The organism is Streptomyces sp. NPDC021212 (assembly GCF_044332925.1).
In the GTDB taxonomy this organism is placed as follows: Bacteria; Actinomycetota; Actinomycetes; order Streptomycetales; family Streptomycetaceae; genus Streptomyces.
The window spans coordinates 48383-73769 of the sequence record NZ_JBIRPZ010000005.1 but is presented as its reverse complement, the minus strand read 5'-3'; the positions used below and the strand labels follow the sequence as shown (position 1 = coordinate 73769).

At 72.5% G+C, this 25387-nt stretch carries 19 protein-coding genes; 4 read left to right on the top strand and 15 right to left on the bottom strand.

Annotation, left to right across the window (positions count from 1 at the left end):
- Positions 1 to 25 precede the first annotated feature (25 nt).
- The 3 genes from ACH4SI_RS14975 to ACH4SI_RS14965 form a co-directional block, all read right to left on the bottom strand.
- A complete protein-coding gene (locus ACH4SI_RS14975; protein ID WP_398296121.1) occupies positions 26 to 898 on the bottom strand; it encodes an esterase/lipase family protein in 873 nt (290 codons plus the stop codon).
- Positions 899 to 1045: 147 nt separating this feature from the next.
- The gene (locus tag ACH4SI_RS14970; protein WP_398296544.1) at positions 1046 to 2032 is read right to left on the bottom strand and encodes a helix-hairpin-helix domain-containing protein; all 987 of its coding nucleotides are present in this window, start codon (positions 2030 to 2032) and stop codon (positions 1046 to 1048) included.
- Positions 2033 to 2361: 329 nt separating this feature from the next.
- Positions 2362 to 5868: a DNA polymerase III subunit alpha gene (locus ACH4SI_RS14965; RefSeq protein ID WP_398296120.1), complete on the bottom strand. Its 3507-nt coding sequence runs from the start codon at positions 5866 to 5868 to the stop codon at positions 2362 to 2364.
- Between the two features lie 219 nt (positions 5869 to 6087).
- Between ACH4SI_RS14965 and ACH4SI_RS14960 the strand changes: the two genes are divergently transcribed.
- Positions 6088 to 6549, top strand: coding sequence for a PPOX class F420-dependent oxidoreductase (locus tag ACH4SI_RS14960; protein WP_398296119.1), 462 nt, complete (start codon positions 6088 to 6090; stop codon positions 6547 to 6549).
- Between the two features lie 418 nt (positions 6550 to 6967).
- Positions 6968 to 7414, top strand: coding sequence for a subtilase-type protease inhibitor (locus tag ACH4SI_RS14955; RefSeq protein WP_398296118.1), 447 nt, complete (start codon positions 6968 to 6970; stop codon positions 7412 to 7414).
- A gap of 115 nt (positions 7415 to 7529) precedes the next feature.
- On the opposite strand, the gene ACH4SI_RS14950 is transcribed toward ACH4SI_RS14955, so the two are convergent.
- The 10 genes from ACH4SI_RS14950 to ACH4SI_RS14905 all read right to left on the bottom strand — a co-directional run bounded on the left by ACH4SI_RS14950 (position 7530) and on the right by ACH4SI_RS14905 (position 19748).
- Positions 7530 to 8606 (bottom strand): S1 family peptidase, encoded by a 1077-nt coding sequence (locus ACH4SI_RS14950; protein ID WP_398296116.1) that lies wholly within the window; start codon positions 8604 to 8606, stop codon positions 7530 to 7532.
- A gap of 263 nt (positions 8607 to 8869) precedes the next feature.
- A complete protein-coding gene (locus ACH4SI_RS14945) occupies positions 8870 to 9805 on the bottom strand; it encodes a slipin family protein (RefSeq protein WP_398296115.1) in 936 nt (311 codons plus the stop codon).
- A gap of 193 nt (positions 9806 to 9998) precedes the next feature.
- A complete protein-coding gene (locus ACH4SI_RS14940) occupies positions 9999 to 10904 on the bottom strand; it encodes a S1 family peptidase (RefSeq protein WP_398296114.1) in 906 nt (301 codons plus the stop codon).
- 190 nt (positions 10905 to 11094) lie between these two features.
- Positions 11095 to 12411: an NtaA/DmoA family FMN-dependent monooxygenase gene (locus tag ACH4SI_RS14935; RefSeq protein WP_398296113.1), complete on the bottom strand. Its 1317-nt coding sequence runs from the start codon at positions 12409 to 12411 to the stop codon at positions 11095 to 11097.
- Positions 12408 to 13496, bottom strand: a complete 1089-nt coding sequence (locus ACH4SI_RS14930; protein WP_398296112.1) for an LLM class flavin-dependent oxidoreductase — start codon at positions 13494 to 13496, stop codon at positions 12408 to 12410. The genes ACH4SI_RS14935 and ACH4SI_RS14930 overlap by 4 nt, the downstream gene beginning before the upstream one ends.
- Positions 13497 to 13525: 29 nt before the next feature.
- On the bottom strand, positions 13526 to 14488 hold the full coding sequence (locus ACH4SI_RS14925; protein WP_398296111.1) for an ABC transporter substrate-binding protein: 963 nt from the start codon (positions 14486 to 14488) through the stop codon (positions 13526 to 13528).
- 29 nt (positions 14489 to 14517) lie between these two features.
- Positions 14518 to 15270, bottom strand: coding sequence for an amino acid ABC transporter ATP-binding protein (locus tag ACH4SI_RS14920; RefSeq protein WP_398296543.1), 753 nt, complete (start codon positions 15268 to 15270; stop codon positions 14518 to 14520).
- Positions 15271 to 15275: 5 nt separating this feature from the next.
- Positions 15276 to 16166, bottom strand: a complete 891-nt coding sequence (locus tag ACH4SI_RS14915) for an amino acid ABC transporter permease (RefSeq protein ID WP_398296110.1) — start codon at positions 16164 to 16166, stop codon at positions 15276 to 15278.
- A 40-nt stretch (positions 16167 to 16206) separates the two neighbouring features.
- Entirely contained in the window at positions 16207 to 18108 is a 1902-nt protein-coding gene (locus ACH4SI_RS14910; RefSeq protein ID WP_398296109.1) for an FAD/NAD(P)-binding protein, read from the bottom strand.
- Between the two features lie 410 nt (positions 18109 to 18518).
- A complete protein-coding gene (locus tag ACH4SI_RS14905; RefSeq protein WP_398296108.1) occupies positions 18519 to 19748 on the bottom strand; it encodes a DUF5685 family protein in 1230 nt (409 codons plus the stop codon).
- A 233-nt stretch (positions 19749 to 19981) separates the two neighbouring features.
- Here ACH4SI_RS14905 and ACH4SI_RS14900 point away from each other — a divergent pair, with 233 nt between their 5' ends.
- Complete coding sequence (locus tag ACH4SI_RS14900) at positions 19982 to 20416, top strand: cell division protein SepF (protein WP_398296107.1); 435 nt, start codon at positions 19982 to 19984, stop codon at positions 20414 to 20416.
- Positions 20417 to 20587: 171 nt separating this feature from the next.
- Here ACH4SI_RS14900 and ACH4SI_RS14895 read toward each other — a convergent pair whose 3' ends face one another.
- Together ACH4SI_RS14895 and ACH4SI_RS14890 are read right to left on the bottom strand one after the other, a co-directional pair.
- Positions 20588 to 21775, bottom strand: coding sequence for an acyl-CoA dehydrogenase family protein (locus ACH4SI_RS14895; RefSeq protein ID WP_398296106.1), 1188 nt, complete (start codon positions 21773 to 21775; stop codon positions 20588 to 20590).
- 115 nt (positions 21776 to 21890) lie between these two features.
- Complete coding sequence (locus ACH4SI_RS14890; RefSeq protein WP_398296105.1) at positions 21891 to 23615, bottom strand: MFS transporter; 1725 nt, start codon at positions 23613 to 23615, stop codon at positions 21891 to 21893.
- Between the two features lie 338 nt (positions 23616 to 23953).
- Here ACH4SI_RS14890 and ACH4SI_RS14885 point away from each other — a divergent pair, with 338 nt between their 5' ends.
- Positions 23954 to 25138, top strand: coding sequence for a hypothetical protein (locus ACH4SI_RS14885; RefSeq protein WP_398296104.1), 1185 nt, complete (start codon positions 23954 to 23956; stop codon positions 25136 to 25138).
- The last annotated feature ends 249 nt before the right edge of the window (positions 25139 to 25387 follow it).

The following is a 25387-nucleotide window of genomic DNA, read 5'->3' as shown; positions in this document are numbered from 1 at the left end:
GCCCGTCCCGGTCCCGCCTCGGTCGTCAGTCGCCCGAGGCGCAGGTCGTCGGGGTGGCGTGTTCCGGGTCGAGGGCGTTGGCGGCCTCGTGGAAGGCGAGCCGGTCGGTCATCCCGATGGTCAGGTGCTCGGACAGATCGGACGCGCACAGGTCCTGGAGCACGACGTTCTTGACGTCCGGGCCGGCCAGGAACTGGCTGCGGTACGGCGTGACCACCTCGTCGTACCGGGTGGAGATGACGGTGTACCGGACCCCGGGCACGGTGTCGCCACCCGCGTTGAGCCTGTTCAGGAAGTCCGACCCGGCCACCTGGTCCATCAGCCCCGGGGCCGCCTTGGCGACGGCGTCGTCGAGGCCCGGGAAGAGGTCCAGCAGCTTCGTCAGCCCGGACAGGGTCGTGCCGTGATTGGACGGGGCGAGGCCCACCAGGGCGTTCACCTTCGCCGCGCCGCCGAGGAACTTCAGGTAGTAGCGGGGCATCATCCCGCCCTGGGAGTGGCCGACCAGATCGACCTTGGAGGTCCCGGTGGCGGCGAGCACCCGGTCGACGTACGACGACAGCTGCCCGGCGGATTTGTCGACGGGGCCGAGCCCGTGGAAGAGGGGCACGCCGGGGAGTTGGCCGTAGTCGAGGGAGAAGACGCAGTAGCCGCGGTCGACCAGGTACGGGGCGAGGCCGAGCCAGTTGTCGACGGAGTTGCCGAGGGTGCCGTGGACGAGGACGACGGGGCGGGGGTGCCGGGCGGAGGGCTTGCAGGAGTAGTCGTTCCAGCCGCTGCTGGTGGCGTCGGAGGTCTGCGACGACTGGGCGGTCGCGGCGGCGGGGGCCGCGGTCGCCGCCGCGACCGCCAGGGCCAGGGCGGGCAGTAAGGTGCGGATGTTCCTCCAGGGCAGCATCACATGAACTCCTTGCGAGGGGGGTGGAGTTGCACTGACGGCGCACCCTGTGACCCGGATCACAAGCGTGGGACGCGGGGATTCAAATTACGTGTGAGTAGCGGAGACTTCCAGCCATCGGCCGGTGAAGAAAGGTTCACGTAGCCCTTACGCGACGTCCAGGAATCCGGCGGGCCGGACCGCGGACACCCCGAAGCGGGCCCGCGCCCGGTCGGCGGCGGCCTCCGCCCGGCGGGCCTTGTCGTCCGCGGCGTCGAAGGACAGCTGATGGGAGGCGAGTTCGGCGCTCATCAGCCCCTCGGCCCGCAGACTGACGGACCGCACCCGGGCCCGCTGCAACCCGAGCGCGTCGTGCAGCGCGTACGCGGCGGCGGTCAGCACCGGGGTGTGGGCGGTCGGCTCGGCCAGGGTCCGGGAACGGGTCGTCGAGGAGCGGTCGGCGTACCGGACGGTGAGGCTGATCCGCGGCGTGATCTGCCCGCTCGTCCGCAGCCGGATGCCGAGCCCGTCGGCGAGCGTCAGCAGCGCCCGGCGCCGCCGGACCGGGTCCAGCTCATCGTGGTCGAAGCGGTGTTCGGCACCGATGGCGCGGGCCGGGGCGTTCGGGGTGACGGGCGCGGGATCGATGCCGCGCGCCCAGGCGTGCACCCGGCGCGCGGTCGCCGCGCCGAGAATCCGCTGCAGCGTGGACAGCGGCGCGGCGGCGATCCGCTCGGCGCTGTCGAGCCCGTACGCGCACAGGGCCCTGGCGGTCGCGGCGCCCACGCCGGGCAGGGCGATGGGCGGCTTACGGGCCAGGAAACCGGCGACGGCGTCGGGGTCGTCGGGGACGGTGCGGACCGTGCCGGGCGTGTTCGGCGGGGCGTCGTGGGCGGCCATGCGGGCGAGCATGGGGTTGGCGGCCACGCCGACGGTGCAGTCGACGCCGTACCGCGCCAGCGCCCGTACCCGCACGATCTCCGCGAGCCCCGCCGCGTCCCGCCCGAAGTACCGCAGCGCCCCCCGGACATCGGCGAGCGCGGCATCGGGCGGCAACGCCTCCACGACGGGCGTCACCTCACCGAGCAGCGCGAGCAGTCCCTGATAGACGTCCTCGGCGAGCACGCCATCGCCCTGGAACCGCACGTACAACACATGCGCGGCGCTCTCGGCGCCCGCCCTCTCCGCCGAACCGCCCGGGGCGGCACCGGCCGGGGAGTCGGACGAGGTGGCGTCCGCCGAGCGTCCGGCGGCGGCGCCGGGCCCGGGCGGACCCGCGCCTGCCTCGCGGTCGGGCGAGGCGGGACCGGCCAGGGAGTCGTCGGACGAGGTGGCGTCCGCCGGGGGGCGCTCGGCGGCGGCCGAGGGAGCCGCACCGCCACGCGCCCCGGGGCCGGGCGCGGCCGGACGCGCGTCGGCCTCGCGGCCGGGCCCGGTGGCGTCCGCCGGTCCGGGGCGGAGGGGTTCGTGGGGGGATTCGGGCTTCATCCCGCGCTCCCCGGGCTCGCGTGCCACAGCTTGCGGCCGGTGGCGGATTGGTCGCCCGCGGGCTGGAGGTCGGCCCAGGGGTGCATGGCGTAGCCGGTGGACAGCTGGATGCGGCGGCCGGAGTCGGCCTCATCCGAGCCCGCGCCCGCGCCCGCCAGTTCGGCGGCCACCGCTTCCAGGCCGCCTTCGCTCCGCAGCCGGGCCAGTTCGGCGAGGTTCCAGACGGCCGAGCCGACGACGCTGAGGCTGCGCGGGCCGCGGCGCTGGACGACGCCGCGCACCAGCAGCAGCCAGGAGTGGAAGACGGTGTGCGCGCAGGCGGCGTGGCTGTCGTCGAAGAAGGCGCAGTCGACCAGGCCCGTACCGTCGTCCAGGGTGGTGAAGATGACCCGGCGGCCGGAGCGGATCGGCGGGGTCTGGGTGGCGGCCTTGGCGCCCGCGACGAGCACCGTCTCCCCGTGCCGGGCCGACCGCAGCCGCTTGGCGGGCATCGCGCCCAGTTCGTCGAGGAAGGCCCGGTGGTCGGCCATCAGATGGCGGGAGACATCCATACCGAGGATGCCCAGCTCGGCACCGAGGCGTTCGCCCTCGTCGAGATCGGGCAGCCCGGCGGGGGCGGGCGGGCCGGTTTCGGCCAGCGGGAGCTGGCCCTCGTCGTGGGACCCACCGCGCTGCCGGTGCAGTTCGGCGATGTGCAGCAGCAGGTCGCGGCGGCCCGTACCGAACGCGTCCAACGCCCCGACCTGGGCCAGTCGTTCGGCGACGGGCCGTCCGGGGTGGGCGCGCAGCCACAGGTCCTGGAGCGAGGAGTAGGGCTGTCCGGCGGCGATGCGCCGCGTTTCGGCCTCGCTGATGCCATGGACGTCGCTCAGCGCCAGCCGGACACCCATGTCACCGCCCCCAGAATCCCCAGAATCCCCAGACACCAGTTCGATTCGATAGTCGGGACCCGACCGGTTCACATCGAGCGGGAGGATCGGCACGCCCCGCCGCCGCGCGTCCGCCAGCAGCAGCCGCTTCGGGTACATCCCGGGGTCATGCGTGAGCAGCCCCGCGTAGAAGGCCGCCGGATGGTGCGCCTTGAGCCAGGCGGACTGGTACGTGGGGACCGCGAAGGCGACCGCGTGCGCCTTGCAGAAGCCGTACGAACCGAACGCCTCGACGATCTCCCACGTACGGCCCAGCACCTCCGCCGCGTACCCCCGCCGTCCCGCCTCCGCGTGGAACCAGGCCCGCACCCGGCCCTGCCGCTCGGGGTCGGACAGGGCGCGGCGCGCCTCGTCTGCGAGGTCCCGTTCGCAGCCGGTCATGATCGACAGGATCTTGATGATCTGCTCATGGAAGACGACGACCCCGTACGTCTCGCGCAGCGCGTCCTCCAGGTCCGGATGCGGGTAGCGGGCGGGGCGGCGGCCGTGCCGGGCCTCGATGAAGGGGCGCACCATGTCGGCGGCGACCGGGCCCGGCCGGAAGAGCGATATGTCGACCACGAGGTCGTGGAAGGAGTCGGGCTGGAGCCGCCCGAGGAGATCGCGCTGGCCGGGCGACTCGATCTGGAAGCAGCCGAGCGTCTCGGTGGAGCGGATCAGGTCATAGGTCGCCGGGTCGCCGGGCCGGACCTGCCCGGGATCGTCGAGGTCCACGACGCGTCCGGTGGCCCGCCGGATCTCGGCGACGGCGTGGGCCATCGCGGACTGCATCCGCACGCCGAGGACGTCGAGCTTGAGCAGCCCCAGCTCCTCCACGTCGTCCTTGTCGAACTGCGACATGGGGAAGCCCTCGCCGCTGGTCGGCACGATGGGGGTACGGGCGAGCAGCCCGGCGTCCGAGAGCAGCACCCCGCAGGGGTGCATGGCGATACCGCGGGGCAGGCCGTCGAGCGCCTCGACCAGTTCCCAGAGCTTGCCGAAACGTTCCTGCTCCGCAGTTGTCTCTCGTAGTCCTCGCAGCTCCGGCAGTTCGGCAAGCGCCGCACGCGCGTCGCGGGCACGGATGTGCGGGAAGGACTTGGCGATCCGGTCCACCTCGGCCGGGTCCATGGCGAGGGCCGCGCCGACGTCCCGTACGGCGTGCCGCACCCGGTAGGTCTCGGGCATCGAGACGGTCGCGACCCGCTCCGCCCCGAAGCGGTCGAAGATCGCGCGGTAGACGTCGAGGCGGCGCGCCGACTCCACGTCGATGTCGATGTCGGGCAGCGCGGCCCGCCGCACCGACAGGAAGCGCTCCATCAGCAGACCGCAGGCCACGGGGTCGGCGTGGGCGACGCCGAGCAGGTGGTTGACGAACGAGCCCGCGCCGGAGCCCCGGGCGGCCACCCGCACCCCGAGCGCACGGGTGTCGTCCACGACCCGGGCGACGGTGAGGAAGTACGAGGCGTAGCCGAGCCGTTCGATGGTGCGCAGCTCGTCCTCCAGCCGCTCCCAGCGCACCCGGTCGCGGTCGTAACCCCGCAGCACCATGGCGGCGGCGCAGCGCGACCGCAGAACCCGCTCCGCGCTCCGCCGCCCCGCCCCGACCAGGCGTGGTTCGGGGAAGTGGACGGTGCCGAGGCCGATGTGGTCCTCGGGGTCGACCAGGCACGCTGCGGCGGTGCGCGCCGTCTCCTCCAGCAGCCGGTGCGCGCCGTCCCGCCGCAGCCCGGCCGCCTCCGCGATGCGCTCGGCGGCGCGCGCCATGTCGCGCGGGCCCTTGAGCCAGCGCTCGCCGCTGTCGAGCGCGCCGGGCGTGCGCGGGTCGATGGGGACGAGCCGGCGGGCGGAGTCCAGGACGTCGGCGACCGGGCCCTCGCCGGGATCGGCGTAGCGGACGGCGTTGCTGAGGACGGTCCGGACGCCCTGGTCGGCGGCGAAGCCGACGGTACGGGCGGCCAGCCGCAGCGAGCCGGGCCCGGTGCCGGCGCGGCCGTGCCATACGGCCTCAAGACGCAGCGCGTCGCCGAACAACTCGCGCCAGGGGGCGATCAGCCGCGCGGCCCGGTCGGGTCGTCCGGCGGCCAGGGCGCGGCCGACGTCGGAGTCCGGGCCGAGGAGCGCGGTCACCGGGGCGAGCGCCCCGGGGGCGCTCACCAGATCGCGCCAGTGCAGCAGGGGCGACCCGTCGCCGTTCGTACGGGCGGAGCCGGGGTGGGCGAGCCCGGCGTGGGCGGCGGAGACCAGCCCGCACAGCGCGGCCCAGCCTGCGGCGCCGTCCCGGGCGAGGAAGACCGCCCGGGGCGCGGACTCGTCGATGAACGCCCCACCGCGCACCGGCGTGCGCCGCCGGGGCGCCCGCCCGGGGTCCGGGGGTTCCGCCTGGACGGCCAGATCCACCCCGAAGAGCGGTCTGACCCCCGCGGCCTCACTCGCCCGGGCGAACCGCACCGCTCCGGCGAGGCTGTCGCGGTCGGTCAGCGCGATGGCGTCCATGCCGCGCTCGGCGGCACGCGCCGCCAGCCGCTCCGGGTGCGTGGCGCCGTACCGCATGGAGAACCCGGAGGCGGTGTGCAGATGCGTGAAGCCTGGCATCCACACCTCCGCTGGTCACACCCCCTGGCCGATCCTGCTCTGCTCGTCCTCCCCGACCCCCACCTTAACCCCATTCTCGAACAAGTGTGCGAGAGACTTCGAGCGACACCGCATGCCCCTCGCGGCGCTTCCATATACACCATAAGCCCGCAAATCCCCTCTTCATTCCGCGTGTCGCATCCCGGGAAACCGGCCATCGACGCACGTATGCTGATCACCATGACGGAGCCGACCCCGCTCGACCTGCTGCTGGAACAGCACACCGGCACGCTCGTCACCCTCAAGCGCGACGGCCGCCCCCAGCTGTCCAACGTCGTCTACAGCTACGACCCGGCCGAGCGCCTCATCCGCGTCTCGGTCACCGACGACCGCGCCAAGACCCGCAACCTGCGCCGCGATCCGCGCGCGAGCTTCTACGTCACCAGCGGCGACCGCTTCTCCTATCTGGTGGCCGAGGGCGATGCCGAGCTGACGCCGGTGACGACCGACCCCCACGACGCCACCGCCGATGAGCTGGTCGAGCTCTACCGCGCCGTCCAGGGCGACCACCCGGACTGGGAGGAGTTCCGCGCCGCGATGGTGGCCGACCGCCGGCTGGTGATGCGACTGCGGGCCGACCGCGCGTACGGCCTGGGTCACACCGGCCCGTTCAGCGGCGAACTCGGCGAACTCGGCGCCTGAGACGCCCGCTACGCCCGCGACGCCCGCGACGCCTGAGACCTCCGCAAAGCCACCGGCTTCGCCCCGATACGGTCGCCTTGCCCTGGCAGATTCTCGCTCTGCCGTCACTCACACACCGGCACCACAGGCCCCACCGGCACCACCGGCACGCCACTCAATTGAGCACATCTGAATCGATTTGAGCGGCGCTGAACTGTCGTTCGACAGGTCGGCGCCCCGATCGCACTCCCCGCCCCACACATCAGCCCGCACCCGGTCGCCACGCGGCGTTCCCCAGGGCCACACCTTGCACACGCGACAATGAGCCACCGAATGGCTACTTGTAGCGACCGGAAGTGCTCGATCAACGTGCGTTCCCGATGCGCGGGGCGTAGAAATCCGTCCGGTATCTGCAAGCACGAGCAAGGGAGTGTTCGATATGCGGAAGACGACAGGGGCGATCGGCGGCCTCGGCGCCGCGCTGGCCATGAGCGCCGCGCTCGGGCTGGGGGCGAGCGGCACGGCCCATGCCGCGCCCGCGACGACGAAGAGCCTGTACCCGCCGTCCGCGCTGGTCCTCAGCGTCGGCTACGGGTCCGACGACTCCTCGGTGGCCGTACAGCGCGCGGTGACGCTGAGCTGTCAGCCCTCCCCCACGGGTACCCACCCGGCGCCCGCCAGTGCCTGCGCCGAACTGCGCGCCGTGAACGGCGAATTCTCCACCCTGGCCGAGACGAGCGAGCCGGGCCGGATGTGCACCAAGGAGTGGCGGCCGGTGACCGTCACCGCGGAGGGGATCTGGGACGGTCAGCGGGTGTCGTACGAGCACACCTTCGCCAACAACTGCCTCAAGAACGCGGCCGTGAGCCAGGTCTTCGACTTCTGAGCGATCGCACAGGCCGAGCGGGCCGAGCAAGGCGAAGACCCCCGGACACCGTCCACGGGTGTCCGGGGGCCTTCGCCTTAAGCGGGCGCGCCGCGGCGCGAGAGCCGTCGGGCCGTCAGCCGATCTTGGCGCCGTACGCCTCCAGCGCCTCCGGCACCGGCTGGAAGAACGTCTCGCCGCCCGAGGAGCAGTCACCGCTGCCACCGGAGGTCAGGCCGAGCGCCGTGCCGCCCGCGAAGAGCGCGCCGCCGCTGTCGCCGGGCTCGGCGCAGACGTTGGTCTTGATCAGCCCGCTGACCGAGCCCTCCTGGTAGTTGACGGTCGCGTCGAGGCCGGTGACCTCGCCGTCATGCACCTGGGTGGTGGAGCCGCTGCGGGACACCTTCTGGCCGACGGTGGCGTCACCGGCCTTGGAGATGGCCTGGGTGTCGCCGTTGTAGAGGTTCACCGCACTCGGGTGCGCGACGTCCTTGGTGTACTTGACCAGGCCGTAGTCGTTGCCGGGGAAGTCGCTGGCCTCGTTGGAGCCGATCTCGCCGCCGCCCTGCGAGTCGGACCAGCTCTTGATGGCCTCGGTGCAGTGACCTGCGGTCAGGAAGTACGGCTGGCCGTCCTTGACCACGTTGAACCCGAGCGAGCAGCGCCCGCTGCCGCCATAGATGGCGTCGCCGCCCGCGAGGAAGGTGGAGAACTTGCCGGCCGAGCGCTTCACCTCGACCTTGTCGCCCAGGCTCTTGGCCACCTTGTCGAGCGCGGCCATCCGGCTGCCCTTGACGCTGCTGTCCGCGGTGACGACGACCTTGTTGGCTCTGGGGTCGACCGACCACGAGGTGCCGGGAATGGTCGCCTTGTCCTTCAGGGTGGTACGCGCCCGCGCCAGCTGGGCCAGCGTGTTCTCGACCACCTTGGCCTCGGCGCCCGCGTCGCGGACCCGCTCGGCGGCGGCCTTGTTCACCACGTTGACCACGAGCTTCTTGGCCTTGGCGTCGTAGTACGACCCGGCGGCGTCGGTCTTGAGCGCCGAGGTGAGGGTGTGCGCGAGCTTGCCCGCGGAGTTCACCGAGAGCGTGTCGGCCTGCGGCTCGGCGGGGGCGGCGTTGGCGTTCTGCAGGGTGAGGGCGGCGGCGACCAGGGCCACGGCTCCGGTCCCGGCGATGGCGGCACGGCGCTTGGATATGCGGCGGTGCTTCAACTCTCGGTCCTCCAGTGGGGGGTTGGGCCGCCGGCGGCAGTGGGGTGCCCGGCCCGGAGGTCGTACGGCACGGGGCGCGCCTGCCCCTGCGGGAGCGCGTCCATGCCAAATTGCGCCGCCGAGTATTCCCAGCGCCGCCGGGGGCGCACAAGACCGCGCTCACGTCATCCGCGTGAAATTTATGGAGCGTCGATCCCCATTTCCGGACATGACGGTGCCCGCGCGCCCCAAACGGGCACGCGGGCACGGGGCTTATGCGCGGGTCACCGCTCCACGGCACGCTCCGGTTCGCGCTCCGTCAGCGTGGGGACGGCCGCAGCGGGCGCGGCCTTCCCCTCCACGGCCTTCTCCCCCGCCTTCTCCTCCGCGGCGCGCGGGGCCTCCCGCCCGGCGGGCACCGGCTCCTTGGCGCCGCCGTCCACCCGGGCCTCCGCCGGGGGCTGCTGGCCCCGCTCCAGGAAGCGCAGCAGCTCCACCGGTATGGGCAGGACCAGCGTCGAGTTCTTCTCGGCGGCGACCGCCATCACCGTCTGCAGCAGCCGCAACTGGAGGGCGGAGGGGGTCTCGGACATCTGCGCGGCGGCCTCGGCGAGCTTCTTCGACGCCTGAAGCTCCGCGTCCGCGTTGATCACCCGGGCCCGGCGCTCCCGGTCGGCCTCCGCCTGGCGGGCCATCGACCGCTTCATGGTCTCCGGCAGCGACACGTCCTTGATCTCGACACGATCGATGTGGACGCCCCAGCCGACGGCCGGGCTGTCGATCATCAGCTCCAGCCCCTGGTTGAGCTTCTCCCTGTTGGAGAGCAGATCGTCCAGATCGCTCTTGCCGATGATCGAACGCAGCGAGGTCTGGGCCATCTGGGAGACCGCGAAGCGGTAGTCCTCGACCGCGACGATCGCCTCGGCCGGGTCCACGACCTTGAAGTAGACGACCGCGTCGACCCGCACGGTCACGTTGTCGCGGGTGATGCCCTCCTGGGCGGGCACGGGCATCGTCACGATCTGCATGTTCACCTTGCGGAGCCGGTCGAAGACCGGAGCGATCATGGTGAAGCCGGGCCCCCGGACATCCGAACGGAGCCTTCCGAGCCGGAAGACCACCCCTCGCTCGTACTGCTTGACCACGCGGGCCGCCGCCAGGGCGCAGACGACACCGGCACAGGCCAGGATCACCACCACTGTCACGAATGCATCGAGCATCACGGCCACCTGCCGTCCGTATCGCGAGCGATGCCCCACCCGGGGTACCAATGTCCACGATAGTCCCGCCCCGCCCGGCCCGGGAGCCCTGTGGAAAACCGGAGAACCCCCGCCCGGAGGGCCCGGGCGGGGGCGTGCGTCGGTCGGTGCGCGTCGGTCCGTGCGCCAGCCGTCTCGTACGTCTCGTATGTCCTTAGTAGACGCTCACGCCGTACGCGTTCAGCGCCTCGACGACCGGCTGGAAGAATGTGGTGCCACCGGAGGAGCAGTTGCCGCTGCCGCCGGAGGTGAGGCCGAGGGCGGTGGAACCGGCGTACAGGGGGCCGCCGCTGTCGCCGGGCTCGGCGCAGACGGTGGTCTGGATCATGCCGTACACGATGTCGCCGCTGCCGTAGTTGACGGTGGCGTTCAGCGCGGTGACCCGGCCGCTGTGGACGCCGGTGGTGCTGCCGCGCCGGGTGACCGTCTGGCCCACGGTCGGGTTGGCGGCGGTGGTGATGTCCTGGCTGCCGACGGTGCCCTGGGGCGTGACGGAGCCGCTGTACCGGACCAGACCGTAGTCGTTGGTCGGGAAGCTGGAGCCGGACGTCGGGCCGATGGTGGTGGAGTGGCCGGAGTTCGACCACCAGGTGCCCGCGCCATCGGTGCAGTGGCCGGCGGTGACGAAGTAGTTGGCCCCGCTGCTGTTGCGTACGTTGAAGCCGAGCGAGCAGCGCCAGCTACTCGCGTAGATCGCGTCTCCGCCGGCGATCAGCTTCTGGATCTTGCCGGGGGTGCGCTTGATCTCGATCGCGTCGGCGTTGCTGCCGGCCGCGTCCTTGATCTTGGCTATCTCGCTCTGGGAGACGGTGCTGTCAGCGGTGACGACCAGCTCGTTGGTCGCCTTGTCGACGTACCAGGCGGTGCCCGCGACGTCGGCGTCCAGAACGGCCGCGCTCGCCGCCTTGGACTCGGCCGCGGTGAAGGTGCGGGTGGCGTCGTTCCCGGCGTAGGCGGCGGGGGCGGCGAGCGCCGTCCCGGCCACGAGGGCCGAGGTGGCGGCGAGGAGTGCGATACGTCTCGCCCGGGTGCCGTGGGGGGTAGTGCGCTTGATCCTCAACTCTTCCTCCGAGGGAATCGGGGGTCTGCTTGGGTGGGCAGGCCCGTGAGGCGCAGTCAGCGGGCACGCCGGACGGGAATTTCCGACGTGCCCCTGACAAGCGCTGTTCCGGAAGTATTTGCGGCCACGACCGCAAAGGGCAAGAGGACAATTCGGAAAGCCCCCGGGCGCCGACCGGCTTCGGTACCGCCTATTCCGGGACGGCCGGGGCGGCCGGGCGGGAAAGTCCCAGATGGTCGCGGAGGGTGCGGCCGGTGTACGCGGTGCGGAAGACGCCCCGTTCCTGAAGCAGCGGAACCACCCGGTCCACGAACTCGTCGAGCCCGCCGGGGGTCAGATGCGGCACCAGGATGAAGCCGTCGGCGGCCTCGTCCCGCACGAAACGCGCCATCTCCCCGGCGACCGCCTCCGGGGTGCCGATGAACGACTGCCGCCCGGTCGTCTCGATGACGGTCTCCCGGATGGAGAGCCCCTTCTCCTCCGACAGCGCCCGCCACTTGGCGGCCAGCGCCAGCGGATCGGCGTGCCGCACCCGGCCCTGGACGAGGTGGGAGCCGGGGTCCGGGTCGATGTCCGGAAGGGGCCCGTCCGGGTCGTATCCGGACAGGTCCACGCCCCAGACCTGCTCCAGGGCGAGGATCGCGTTCTGCGGCGAGACCTGCTGCCGCCGGATCTCGGCGGCCTTCTCCCGGGCCTCGGCGGCGGTGTCTCCGAGGACGAAGGTCACCCCGGGCATGATCTTCAGATCGCCGGGCGCCCGGCCGTACGCCGCCAGCCGCCTCTTCACGTCCGCGTAGAAGGCGCGGCCCGCCTCCAGGCTGCCGTGCCGGGTGAAGATGATGTCGGCGGCGGAGGCCGCGAACTCCCGGCCCTCGTCGGAGTCCCCGGCCTGGATCACCACCGGATGGCCCTGCGGGGAGCGCGGCACGCCGAACCGCCCCTCGATGTCGAACTGCTCGCCCCGGTGTGCGAACGGCCGCGGCGGACCGCCCTCCGGCCAGGAGTCCCACAGCTCGCGCGCGGTGGCGACGAACTCGGCGGCCCGGGTGTAGCGGTCGGCCCGGTCGAGATAGCCGCCGCGCCGGAAGTTCTCGCCGGTGAACGCGTCGGAGGAGGTGACGACGTTCCAGGCCGCGCGGCCCCCGCTGAGGTGGTCGAGCGAGGCGAGGCGGCGGGCGAGTTCGTACGGCTCGTTGAAGGTCGCGTTGACGGTGGCGGCCAGGCCGAGGCGGTCGGTGACGGCGGCGAGGGCGTTCAGCACGGTGATCGACTCGGGCCTGCCGACCACGTCGAGGTCGTGGACGCGGCCGCCGTGCTCGCGCAGCCGCAGCCCCTCGGCGAGGAAGAAGAAGTCGAACAGACCGCGCTCGGCGGTGCGCGCCAGATGCTCGAAGGAGCCGAAGTCGATCTGGCTCCCGGACCTCGGATCCGTCCATACCGTGGTGTTGTTGACGCCGGGGAAGTGCGCGCCCAGATGGATCTGCCGGGGCTGCTGTCGGTCGTTCACGGGGCGGTCTCCCTCGCGAGGGCGTAGCGGTTGGCCGGGCGCGGTCGCCCCAGGTGCTCGCGGAGCGTCGTACCGGGATAGAAGGTGCGGAACAGTCCGCGGTGCTGGAGCAGCGCGACCGTGCCGTTGACGAAGCGCTCCAGGTCGCGGCGCGGGACGACGGGGGCGATGTGGAAGCCGTCCACGGCACCGGCGTCGTGCCAGCCGGCGATCAGGTCCGCGAGGTCGGCCGGTCCCCCGCGGTACAGCGGCGGAGCACCGTCCCGGGCGGTCAGCGGGCCCCGGGGGGATTCGGGGCCGCCTTCGCCGTCGCCCAGGTCCACCGCGAGGGCGGCGAGCACGGTGAGCGCGCCCGGGTCCCGGCCGTACGCCGCCGCGCGGCGCCGCAGTGCGTCCCGGGCCCGGCCCGCCTCCTCCGGGCGGGTGGCCCGTATCCAGGCGACGTCGGCGTGGCGGGCCGCGGTGTCCCAGGTCACCGGGTCGGTGGCGGCGACGGCGACCACCGGGTGGCCTTGCGGCGGCCGGGGCACGATGGCGGGGCCGCGCACCCGGAAGCCGGTGCCCTCGTAGTCGACGTAGTGCAGCTTGTCGCGGTCGATGAAGCGGCCGGTGGCGGTGTCGCGGATCTCCGCGTCGTCCTCCCAGCTGTCCCACAGCCGGGCGGAGACGTCGGCCACCTCGCCCGCCTCCGCCCACAGTTCGGGGGCGGGGGCGGCGGGGCGGCGGCCCACCAGCCGCGCCTCCGCCACCGTGGCCGACACCTCGACGGTCCAGCCCGCCCGGCCGCGGCTCACCCAGTCCAGGGTGGCCACGGCGGACGAGACGTGGAACGGCTCGGTGTGGGTGGTGGTGACGGTCGGCACCAGGCCGATCCGCTCGGTGGCGGGCGCGACGCGCGCGAGGACGGCGAGCGCGTCGAGCCTGCCCCGCCCGTCCCCCGGCGGGCCGAACGTGTCGTCCAGGGTGACGAAGTCGAGCGTGCCGCGCTCGGCGAGCCGCGCCAGCTCGATGTAGTACGGCGCCGCGTACTGGCCTGCGCCGTCGATGGCGGCGGCCAGATGCAGGGGGCCGGTCGGTACGGCCATGGTCGGGCCTTCCTCGGTCTCGGAGCCGGTCAGCTGGTGGGCAGGCCGCGCGGGTTGATCTCGGACTTCTTCACGGCCTCACTGGAGAGCCCCCACCGCTTCAGGACCCGGGCGTACGAGCCGTCCTGGATGATGTGGTCGATGGCGGCGGCGTACGCGTCGACCAGCCCGCTGCCCTTCTTGGTGGTGGCCGCGATCTTGCCCTGCACCAGATCGCCGCCGCCGGAGAGCGTGCCGATGATCTGGGTCTGGCCGGCCGAGGCGACGTGGTAGGCGGCGGTGGGGTGGGGGCCGAGATAGGCGTCGATGCGCCCGGACTGGAGGGCGAGGTAGTAGTCGGTGTCCTTCTGGAAGTACTTGATGTCCACGGGCTTGCGGCCCGCCTTCTGGTTCTCCTTGCTCCAGTCGACGAGGATCTTCTCCTGGTTGGTGCCGGAGGAGACGGAGATGGTCTTGCCCGCCACGTCCCTCGGGCCCTTGATCCGCCACGAGGTGCCCTTCTTGGCCTCGAAGGCGAGGTTGTCCAGCCGGTAGGTCGCGAAGTCGTACTTCTGCTTGCGCTCCTCGGTGACGGTGACGTTGGAGAAGACGGCGTCGAACTTGGAGCTGTCCAGGCCGACGAAGAGGTTCTCCCAGGAGACCGCGTCGAACGCGACCTTGAGCCCGAGGGTGTCGGCGACCAGGGTGGCGAGGTCGATCTCGACGCCGATCCGGGTCTTGTCGTCGGTCGCGTAGAAGCCGAGCGGCGGCGAGGCGTCGGCGCTGCCGCCGACGCGCAGCGTGCCGCGGCGGCGGATCGCCTCGGGCACCTTGGCCGCGATGGCGTCGACCTTCTTGCCTCTGATCCGGTGCTGCTGCGGGCTGACGTTGAACCCGGTGCCCTTGCCCTTGGCGCCCACCGTCTGCTGGGCGTCGCCGTCGCCGCAGGCGCTGAGCAGGGCGGTGGCGGGAACGGCGGCCAGGGCGGCGAGGAGGGTGCGGCGGGTGGTCACGGGGGTGCTCCTTGTGTGCAGGGGACGGTTCACAGGACCTTGGAGAGGAACGCCTTGGTGCGTGTCTGTTCGGGGTGGTCGAGCACCTCGGAGGGCGGTCCCTGCTCGACGATCCGGCCGTCGTCCATGAAGACGACGGTGTCGGCGACCTCGCGGGCGAAGCCGATCTCATGGGTGACGACGATCATCGTGGTGCCCTGGCCCGCCAGGTCCTTGATGACGTCGAGGACCTCGCCGACCAGCTCGGGGTCGAGGGCGGAGGTCGGCTCGTCGAACAGCAGCAGCTCCGGCTCCAGGGCGAGCGCGCGGGCGATGGCCACCCGCTGCTGCTGCCCGCCGGAGAGCTGCCGGGGGTACGCGGACGCCTTGTCCGCGAGCCCGACCCGGGCGAGCAGCGTCTCCGCGCTCTCCACCGCCCGCTTCCTGGGGCGGCGCAGGGCCGACACCGGGGCCTCGATGATGTTTTCCAGCACGGTCAGATGCGGGAAGAGGTTGAAGTTCTGGAAGACGAAGCCGATCCGGGTGCGCTGCTTGAGGATGTCGCGCTCGCGCAGCTCGTACAGCTTGTCGTGGCGCCTGCGGTAGCCGACCAGCGAACCGGCGACGCTGATCCAGCCGCTGTCGACCTTCTCCAGGTGGTTGATGGCGCGCAGCAGCGTGGACTTGCCGGAGCCGGACGGGCCGAGGACGACGGCCACCTCTCCGGTGCGCACCGTCAGATCGATGCCGCGCAGCACCTCCAGCGGCCCGAAGCTCTTGTGGACGGAACGGATGTCGACCATGGCGGTCATCGGGTGGCTCCCCGCGAGAAGTGGCGCTCTACGTAGTACTGGGCGATCGAGAGCAGCGTGGTCAGGATGATGTACCAGACGGTCGCGACCATCAGGAGCGGCACGACGCGGCCGTTGCGCCCGTAGACGACCTGCACCTGGTAGAAGAGTTCGCCGATCGCCATGACGGAGACGATCGAGGTGCCCTTGAAGAGGGAGATGACCTCGTTGGCGGCGTTCGGCAGGATCGAGCGCATCGCCTGCGGCAGCACGATGCGGCGCAACTGCCGCAGCCGGGGGATGCCGAGGGCGGCGGCCGCCTCCAACTGCCCGGTGTCGACGGCGAGGACGCCGCCGCGCACGATCTCGGCCGCGTACGCCGCCTGGTGCAGGGCGAGTCCGAGGACGGCCGCGCTCATCGCGCCGACGAGTCCGGCGGTGTCGAAGGAGAAGAAGCCGGGCCCGAAGGGGATGCCGAAGTCGAGCCGCTTGTAGAGATAGGTGAGGTTGAACCAGAAGAGCAGCTGGACGATGAGCGGGATGGAGCGGAACGCCCAGATGTAGGTGAAGGCGACCGACTTCAGGAACGGGCTCCGGGACAGCCGCATGAAGGCGAGCACGATGCCGAGGGCGAAGCCGATCGCGGTGCCGTAGAACGTCAGCTGGAGGGTGATCCAGACGGCCTTGAGGATCGTCTCGGTGGCGAAGAAGTCGGCGAAGACGTCCCATTCCCAGCCGGGGTTGGTGGTCAGGCCGTGCGCGAACTGGGCGACCAGGACGGCCGTCACGGCGACGGCGACCCAGCGCCAGGGGTTGCGTACGGGCACGACCTTGAGCGAGGAGTAGTCCTCGGGTGGCGCGGCGCGTCCGGGCGCCTTGTCGCGGGGTGGATCGGAGGTCAGAGACATGGGCGGTCCTTGGGGAAGCGGTTCTTCAGGGGGAGCGGGCTCAGGCGGTGAGCGCGGCGCGACAGGACAGGTCGCGCAGACAGAGCAGCAGGGCGCGCGCGGTCGCGTCGTTCTGCCGGAACGCGGGGGCGTTGGTACGGGGCCGGGCGAAGGCGCCGGAGGAGCGGCCGCCGGTGTACGGGCCGAGCGCGAAGCGGCGCGGATGGGGGTGGCCGGCCCGGTCCAGGATCCGGGCGTCGTCCGGGCTGACGTCGAGCAGTCCCGCGGGGGTGGCGGCCGCGCCGTCCCGGTGGAGGGCGCGCAGCAGCGGACCGCGGGAGCGGTGCACGGTCGGCTCCGGCAGCCGGGCCTCGACCAGGGCGCGGGCCTCGACCTGGCTCCCGGGGACGCTCGCGCCGCCCGCCCGGAACACCCCGCGCTCCGGATCGGCGCTCACGGTCGTCCCGGCGCCGAGGAACCGGACGACCCCGGCGCGGGAGAGCGCGAGGAGCTGCTGAAGGCGCGGGCCGGGCGGCCCGGAGGCGAGGTGGTTGAAGAAGCCCTGCCACCGGCCGCCGTCGCCGAGGTCGCCGAGCCGGGTGAGCTGGCCGTAGACGGAGAGCAGGGCGAGGAAGACGGCCAGGTCGGTGCTGTGCGCGGGGTCGTGGCGGCGGGCGAGATCGGCCTCGATGCGGCGGCGCAGGCCCTCCTGGAGGGCGTCGGGCCCGGGGAAGCGCAGCCCGTCGAGCGGACGGTCGAGGGCGTCGAGATCGAGCCGGTCGGCCGGGTCGGGGACGGCGGCGGCCACCAGGGCGTCCAGATCGGCGCCGCCGGGCGGGCAGGCGGCGTAACTCTCCTCGAAGTCGGCCCAGTCGGCGGCCGTGCGCTCGGGGTGGGCGGTGAACAGCCGGTGGTAGTGGGCGAATCCGAGTTCCTTGCCGATCAGCGGCCAGATGTCGCGCCGGAAGTCGGGCGGGGTGCGGCGCCGCCGCAACTCCTCGACCTGGGCGGGACCGAAGAAGCGGGGCAGGGGCGGGCGTTCGCCGGACAGCCCGTAACCGATCTTGGCGTGGTACGGGACGCCGCGGCGCGAGCCGACGTACAGCACGGGTTCGCGCCCGGAGGGCCGGTAGACCGGCTCTCCGGCGGGCCCGTGGTCGTACCGTCCGCCGCGCCCCTCGGTGACCAGCGCCATCAGGTCGACGAAGGCGAGGCCGAAGCCGCGGACGATGACCGGCTCGCCGGGCCGCAGCCGGCTCAGATCGCTGTCGGCGGTGTACTCGGGCGGCAGGTGTACGAGCCGGTGCTCGGCCGCGAAGGCGGACAGCGCCCGCTGCTCCGGGTCGGGTTCGGCGTCGAGATGGCCGAGCGCGAGCACCACGGCGTCGGCGGTGAGCGGGGTGGCGCGCCCTTCCAGCCACACCTGCTGGCGTCCGTCGCGCGGTCCGGTGACCCGTACGGCGCGGCACGGGTGCTCCTGGACGGTCACCCCGGGCGGCAGGGCGGCCACCGACCGCTCGTACGCCCAGCGCAGATAGGCGCTCTGGAGCCGCCTCGTGGCGAAGCTACGGCCGGTCAGCGCCGTGGCCTCGGCGACGGCTTCGGGCGGCAGGGCGGCCAGTTCACCGGCGGGCAGCGCCCCGCGGCGGACGCGGTCGGCCCACTCGGCGAGCGAGGGGCCGGGGCGGGCCGGGCCGTCCTGGTCCACCGACTCGTCGGTGAAGATGGTGACGTCCTCGGCCATGGAGTTCATCCACAGCAGCGGGGACTGGTCGGGGCGCCAGACGCGGCCGCGGCCGGCCGGATGCGGGTCGACCAGGTGCAGGGTGAACGGGACGGGCGCGTCGTGGAGTTCGGGCGCGTTGGCGGCGATCCGCTCCACGAGCCCGGTGGCGCGCGGGCCCGCGCCGACGATGACGACGGCGTGCGGTGTGGGGGAAGCGAGGTCCGGGGTGGCGGACATGCGAAGGCTCCGTGAGTTCGTGAAGGAACACACGCTTGCCTGCACACACTTCGGCCGCGCCCCTCAGCACGGCATGACGCCGAGACTAAGGCGTGGCCACGGCCGGTTGTCAAGGCTGTCCACACTGTGAGTGGGGTGTCTCAGCGCGGTTGACGCGGAACCGGAAGGCTGCTCCACTTACCCCATGCATTCATGGCAGCGACTGGTCACGCGCGACCACATCGACTTCGGTCGGGTGTGGTCGTCGTCCTGTTCGGGCTGACGCCGCCCGCCTCCGCTGCCTCTAACTTCCTGAGGCGCCTGCCCGCCGGCCGTGCCGGTGTGGCCGCTCACGTCCGCGTCGTCACGCGCCTTCACACACGCTTCAGCGCTTCACCCTTCCCCTCGCACCGCCTGTTCCGCCGGAACGGCTAGCAATCGCAGCCGCAGTCACAACCGTCACAGCAGTTGCCGCAGCAGTCACCGCAGTTGCAGCAGCACTCGCAATCACAACAGTCCGAACAGTCATCGCACTTGTGGCACCAGCCCTCGCGCGGCTCCCCCGACCACGGGTCGTGGTACGGATCCCGGCAGCACACCTGGCCGGTGCAGCAGAGCCCGGACCACACCGCGCACCCGGCTATCAGCCCACGCTGCCTGCCCCGGCGCGGCGGCTCGGGCGGAGCGCCGCCGGGGCCGCCGGGCCCCTGCGGGGTGAACCACGACTGCGGCGGCGTGCCCTGGGACGCCTCCGGGGCGTCCGTGGTCTGCCCGGCGGGCCCGGTGTGCGTACAGGAGGTGGTGCCGAACGCCCGGTCCACCGCGCGCGGCAGCTCGTGCGCCAGCAGCACATGGGCGAGCTTGCCGGACCGCTTGCCGGCGAAGGCGACGTCCTGGAGCGCGAGGCGCACCCCGTGCACCGCGTCGTCGCACAGCCGGCGCACCTCGGCGAGGTCCGCCCCGGTGGCCGTGATCGGGTTCCAGGCGCCCGTCTCGGCGTCCTCGCATCGGTCCTCGACCGCGTCCAGGAGATGCGCGAGCCTGCCGAAGAGCCGTCCCGCCTCCTCCAGCGGCGCCCTGTTGCCGGGCTTCCCGGCCAGTACGGCGGTGTGGCCGAAGGCCGCGGCGGTCGCGGTCTCGGTCGGCTCCGTGACCGTCAGCAGCGAGGTACCGGACCCCGCCTGCTCCTCGATCTCCTGCTGCCGCCCGACCGCATCGAGCAGCACGGCTGTGTCGAATCCCATCTCGGCACCGCTGCGGGCCCCCGCCCGGTCCCAGCGCCCGGCCACCCGGCGGGCGGCCGCGGCGACCGGCCGGCGGGCCAACGCCCCGTCGCCGTCCGCCACATGGTCCCGTACCTTCGCGGAGGCCAGCACCAGCGAGACGGTCGCCGCCAGCCGAGCGCCCTCGCCCTGGGCCACCGACGCGGAGCGCATCCCGCGCAGCGGACACGGCCCCGCGGTGCGCCGCCACCCGTCGGAGCGGCCGGCCTGAGCCTCCACGAGAACCGATATGACCAGCCCGTCGTAGTTGGTGGCCAGGCGGGCGAACTGGCCGTGGTCACCGCGCAGCGCGAGGCACAACCCGCACAGATGCGCCATCCATTCCGTCCGGAGATTTTGCGACAGCCGGTGCCGACAAGGCCGGATAATGCCAAACAAAACTGTCCCCGTTCACCCGTACGTCCCCGGTGTCACCCGTCCGGCCTGCGAAGTCTACCCAGCGCACCGTCAGCCCCCTTCATCAGGTGCAACCCTGATATGGCGCCAAACGTTGTGCACCGGTAACGTCACAAATCCGCTGTGCGGCCGCAATCCACGTGGCACATCATCCGCATCATGGACGACCATAGAGGGGCGGACAGTACACACCGTTAAGAGGAGAGGAGGCGTCCATGGGATCGGTGCGCAAGGCGAGCGCTTGGCTTGGCCTCGTCGACGACAGCGATGACGAGCGCTACTACGACGACGACTACGCCGAGGGACCCGAGCCCGGCGACTCCTGGGTGACCGACCCGCGGGTGCGGGTGGCCGACCAGGCCGCACAGGACCAGGGCACGCGGATCGCGACGGTCACCCCGGACGGGTTCCGGGACGCCCGCGGAATCGGTGAGATGTTCCGGGAGGGCGTCCCGGTCATCGTCAACCTGACGACGATGGAGTCCGCCGACGCCAAGCGCGTGGTGGATTTCGCCGCCGGACTGACGTTCGGGCTCCACGGCTCCATCGAGCGCGTCGCCAACCGCGTGTTCCTCCTCACCCCCGCCGACTACCAGATCGTCAGCGGGGAGCCCAGCCGCAGGCCCGGCGGCTTCTTCAACCAGAGCTAGCCTCGGCGGGGCGGATTTCGGGCTCGGTTCGCCTCCGGGGCGCCTCAGCCGGTGTCGACGGTCGACCGTGCTCGACTCCTCGTTCCTCGGAGTCTCCGCGCGCTCTCCCTTTCGACACCGGCGCGCCCCTTCGGCTCGCCCCCAGCTACCGCTGGGAGGTGCCCCCGCCGCTCACCGGAAGGCGTCCAATCCGGTGAGGGCCTTGCCGAGCACCAGTTGGTGCATTTCGACGGTGCCCTCGTAGGTGAGCACCGATTCCAGATTCGTCGCGTGCCGCATCACCGGGTACTCCAGGGAGATCCCGTTGGCGCCCAGGATGGTCCGGGCCGTGCGGCAGATCTCGATCGCCTCGCGCACGTTGTTCAGCTTGCCGAAGCTGACCTGCTCCGGCCGCAGCCGCCCCGCGTCCATCCGTCGCCCGAGATGATGGGCGAGCAGCACGCCCTTGTGCAGTTCCACCGCCATGTCGGCGAGCTTGGCCTGAGTGAGCTGGAACCCCCCGATGGGCCGCCCGAACTGCTCCCGGGTCCGCGCGTAATCCAGCGCCGACGCGAAGGAGGCGCGCGCCGCGCCCAGGGCGCCCCAGATGATGCCGTAACGGGCGTGGCTCAGACAGCCCAGCGGTCCGCGCAGCCCGGTGACCTCGGGCAGCACGGCGTCGGCGGGCAGCCGCACCTCGTCCAGGACCAGTTCGCTGGTGACGGAGGCGCGCAGCGACCACTTGTGCTTGATCTCGGGGGCGGAGAAGCCGGGCGCGTCGGTGGGGACGGCGAAGCCGCGGATGCCCTCGTCGGTGCGGGCCCACACCACCGCGACCCCGGCCACCGAGCCATTGGTGATCCACATCTTACGGCCGGTCAGCACCCAGTCCGTGCCGTCCCGTTTGGCGTACGTCCGCATGCCGGCCGGGTCGGAGCCGTGGTCCGGTTCGGTCAGGCCGAAGCAGCCGATGACCTCGCCGGAGGCCATCCGCGGCAGCCACTGCTGCTTCTGCTCCTCGGAACCGAAGCGGTGGATGGCGTACATGGCGAGCGAGCCCTGCACCGAGACCAGCGAGCGGATCCCGGAGTCGGCGGCCTCCAGCTCCAGACAGGCCAGCCCGTACTGGACGGCGCTCGCGCCCGCGCAGCCGTAGCCGGTGAGGGACATGCCGAGCGCGCCGAGGGAGCCGAGTTCGCGGGTCAGCTCCCGGATGCCGGGCAATTCGCCGCGCTCGTACCATTCGGCGATGTGCGGCAGGACGCGGTCGGCGGCCCACTGCCGCACGGTGGTCCGGACCGCCAGGTCCTCCGGCTCCAGCAGGTCGTCGATGCCCAGCGGGTCGTCGGGGTCGAACGGCGGCGGGGTGCCAGCGGACATGAGCAGCGACCTCCGGTTCGGTGTGGCCCTCGGTTCGGTACGGCTTCCGGCCGCTGACGCTACGGCCGGGTAACGCCTGCCGTCCAGACCGTGTCGATCAGCCGTCGTACCGTGGTCAACTCCGTGACTCGGCGCCGACGACGGCGGCCGGGTCGCGGCGGGGCGGGGTGTCCACGATCTCCGCGCCCTCCGGGGTATCCGCCGCCTCCGGGGCATCCGCGGTCCCGGCGGAGGGCGTGCCGTCCGCGTCGTCCTCGTCGTCCGCGTCGGCGGGCGCGCACTCCATGGTCTTCGGCAGCCGCAGCGCGGCCACCGCGCCCATCAGCAGCAGAGCGGCGCTGACCACCAGCGTCACGTGCAGACCGTGGACGAAGGACGCGCGGGCCGCGGCCAGCAGCGCGGCCCCGGACTTGCCCCCGAGCTGCGCGGAGACGTCGTACGCCGCGCCCAGCGACTGGCTCGCGTCGGAGCTGGCCCGGCCGGGCACCCCGGCCACCGAGGAGACCCCCGGCTTGTAGGCGGCGTTCATGACGCTGCCCAGGAGGGCTATGCCGATACCGGCACCGAGCTGGTAGGAGGTCTCGCCGATGGCGGCGGCGCCGCCCGCCGACTTGGCGGATGCCTCGTTGAGCATGGACTCGTACGCGCTGAACAGCGTGGTCTCCAGGCCGAAGCCGAGGACGACGAACCCGCCCACGAGCACCGCGGGCCGGTCGGACTGGCCCATGGTGGTCAGCGACAGGACGCCGACGGCGGTGAGCACGAAGCCGAGCGCCACCATCACGCGGGGGCCGAGCCGCTGGAGCATCCGGGAGCCGACGAGCCCGGCGGCCATGGCGGCGAAGGTGAGCGGCAGCAGCCTCAGCCCGGTCTCCAGCGGGGTGAGCCCGAGGACGAGCTGAAGGTACTGCGCGGCTATCAGCTCCAGGCCGACGAGCGCGAGCAGGGCGACCACGATGCAGCCGACGGAGATCGAGAAGGCGGGCCGGGCGAACAGTCTGAGGTCGACCAGCGGATGCGTACGGCGCCGCTGGCGACGGACGAAGAGCACCAGCACCACCAGCCCGAACAGGACCGGTGCGGCGGTGAGGGCGTCCAGCAGCCCCTGACCGCTGCCCATCCGCTTCACCCCGAAGACGAGGCCGAACAGCCCGCACGCGGCCATGACCGCGCCCAGCACGTCCCAGGGACCCTCCCGGTCGCCGGTGGACTCCGGCAGCAGCCAGCGGCCGACGGGCAGCGCCACGGCCATCAGGGGGAGGTTGACCAGGAAGACCGAGCCCCACCAGAAGTTCTCGACCAGGAAGCCGCCGAGCAGCGGGCCGGCCGCCGCGCCGACCGCCGCGACCGCGCTCCAGATGCCGATGGCCAGGGCCCGCTCCCGGCGGTCCGGGAAGACCTGGCGCAGGATCGACAGCGTCGCGGGCATGATCATCGCGCCGCCGACGCCCAGCAGGGCGCGGGCCACGATGAGGATCTGGGGGGTGGCGGCGAAGGCGGCGAGCGCGGAGGCGGCGCCGAACAACGCGTAGCCGAGCAGCAGGACCCGGCGGCGGCCGACCCGGTCGCCGAGGGTCCCGAAGAGGATGAGCAGCGAGGCGCAGACCAGGGGGTACGCGTCCACGATCCACAGCAGTTCGATCGCGCCGGGCCGCAGGTCCTCGGTCACGGCCGGAACCGCGACGTGCAGCACGGTCGCGTCCACGGCGACGAGCAGCAGGCTGACGCAGAGCACGAGGAGCACGATCCAGCGGTTCGCGCCGCCGCCCGGCTCGGTACCGCGCCATTGCCGGGGAACGGCCGCCGTCCGCCGAGTGCGGGCCGTGGTCGTCCCGGACATGTACGCACCTCCCTGGTCTTGCGCTCGCGTCGCGCCCGGACGGGACAAACGTCACTTCGTAGGGACGTCCGGCGGCCCGGCGGCGATGGCACGAGTGGAGAGGTCAGGGTACGCGAGTCGCCGCGCGGGGCGTGTGCCGCAGGTCATGTTGTGGGTATCGCCGCAGGCCAGGGCGGTGGAGTACGTTCCGCCGCTCCCCTTTTGCTCCCCCGTCCCCTTCCGTACCCCGACCGTACGCCAACGGGCCTCCGGTCGTCCTCCCCCTGTCCGTCGGCTGTTCGTCCGCCGGTTGTCCACAGGCCCGGCGGTCCCCGGAAACATCCTCGATAATCGTCGCCGTGACAGATCTCGCCCAAGCCGATACCGCGCCGCCCGGCGCCGGGCGGCCGGGCGGCGTGGCGCTCGCCGCGCTGCGCCGGGCCGCCCCGGCGCTGCTGCTGTATGCCGGGACGCGCGCGCTCGGCCTCGTGGTTCTCACGGTCTGGGGGGCGGTCGCGGGCAAGAATCCCCACCAGCTCCTCTCGGCCCGCTGGGACTCCCTCTGGTACTCCCGCATCGCCGAGGAGGGATACGGCTACACGATCCATCTGCCGGACGGGGCGGTCCACTCCAACCTGGCGTTCTTCCCGCTGCTCCCCGGGCTGGAGCGCGGCATGGCGGCCGTGACGCCGCTCAGCGCGCCGGACGCGGGGCTGGCCGTGAGTTCGGTCACCTCGCTGCTGGCCGCGTGGGGGATCTTCGCGGTCGGCGATCTGGTGTACGGGCGCCGGGTGGGGATCACGCTGGCGGTGCTGTGGGGCGTGCTGCCGGTCGGGATCGTGCAGTCGATGGCGTATTCGGAGTCGCTCTTCACGGCGCTGGCCGCCTGGTCGGTGTACGCGGTGCTGACCCGGCGCTGGGTGTGGGCGGGGGTCCTCGCGGCGCTCGCGGGGCTCACCCGGCCGGTGGGAGCGGCGGTGGTCGCCGCGATTTGGATCACGGCGGCGGTGGAGCTGCTGCCCGACGGCCGCCGGCGCCAGGCCCTTCGTACCAACCGGCGCGTCCTGGCCGGGCTGGTGATCGCGCCGCTGGGCTGGCTGGGCTATGTGGTCTGGGTGGCGGCGCGGACCGACAGCCTCACCGGGTACTTCGACGTCCAGAACGGCTGGGGGAACGGTTTCGACGGCGGGCTGGCCTTCGCGGCGTTCATCGGCGGCCTGCTGGTGCACCCGCCGTTCGTGGCCGGAATCGCGCTGCTGCTCGGTACGGCCGCGCTGCTCTGGCTGTACGTGTGCTGCGTACGGCAGCGCCAGCCGCTGCCGCTGCTGGTGTACGGCGGCTCGGTGCTCGTCCTCGCGCTGGCCGCCAAGGGGTACTTCGGCTCGAAGCCACGGCTCCTCATACCCGCCTTCCCGGTGCTGATCCCGCTCGCGATCGGCCTGACCCGGCTGCGTCCGGCGCGCGCCGCGCTGGTCCTGGGCTCGGTGGGGCTGGCCTCCGCGGCGTACGGGGCATGGTGGCTGCACGGCTCGGGACCGCCGTGATCCGGCCACCCGGTCCGGCCCGGCGGTGGGCCGCGGGACCGGGCGGCGGGAGCCCGCCTGTCGCCCGGGCGACGCCCCGGGAAACGGTGAGGAACGCCACGGCCAATCGCCGATAAACACCCCTGTAAGAATTCCATAAAGAGATCGGGGATCGCTGATAGGAACGCCGGCGCACAAATGCGCCGGGGCCTCGTGCATTCCTCGGAAAGGGGCGGCCAAAAGCCGACCGACGAGACGCACCCCACATCA

Excerpts from the sequence above, each read along its gene's own strand:
- ACH4SI_RS14975 (WP_398296121.1), bottom strand. The coding sequence starts at position 898 with ATGCTGCCCTGGAGGAACATCCGCACCTTACTGCCCGCCCTGGCCCTG.
- ACH4SI_RS14965 (WP_398296120.1), bottom strand. The coding sequence starts at position 5,868 with ATGCCAGGCTTCACGCATCTGCACACCGCCTCCGGGTTCTCCATGCGG.
- ACH4SI_RS14960 (WP_398296119.1), top strand. The coding sequence starts at position 6,088 with ATGACGGAGCCGACCCCGCTCGACCTGCTGCTGGAACAGCACACCGGC.
- ACH4SI_RS14955 (WP_398296118.1), top strand. The coding sequence starts at position 6,968 with ATGCGGAAGACGACAGGGGCGATCGGCGGCCTCGGCGCCGCGCTGGCC.
- ACH4SI_RS14945 (WP_398296115.1), bottom strand. The coding sequence starts at position 9,805 with ATGCTCGATGCATTCGTGACAGTGGTGGTGATCCTGGCCTGTGCCGGT.
- ACH4SI_RS14930 (WP_398296112.1), bottom strand. The coding sequence starts at position 13,496 with ATGGCCGTACCGACCGGCCCCCTGCATCTGGCCGCCGCCATCGACGGC.
- ACH4SI_RS14920 (WP_398296543.1), bottom strand. The coding sequence starts at position 15,270 with ATGGTCGACATCCGTTCCGTCCACAAGAGCTTCGGGCCGCTGGAGGTG.
- ACH4SI_RS14915 (WP_398296110.1), bottom strand. The coding sequence starts at position 16,166 with ATGTCTCTGACCTCCGATCCACCCCGCGACAAGGCGCCCGGACGCGCC.
- ACH4SI_RS14910 (WP_398296109.1), bottom strand. The coding sequence starts at position 18,108 with ATGTCCGCCACCCCGGACCTCGCTTCCCCCACACCGCACGCCGTCGTC.
- ACH4SI_RS14900 (WP_398296107.1), top strand. The coding sequence starts at position 19,982 with ATGGGATCGGTGCGCAAGGCGAGCGCTTGGCTTGGCCTCGTCGACGAC.
- ACH4SI_RS14895 (WP_398296106.1), bottom strand. The coding sequence starts at position 21,775 with ATGTCCGCTGGCACCCCGCCGCCGTTCGACCCCGACGACCCGCTGGGC.
- ACH4SI_RS14890 (WP_398296105.1), bottom strand. The coding sequence starts at position 23,615 with ATGTCCGGGACGACCACGGCCCGCACTCGGCGGACGGCGGCCGTTCCC.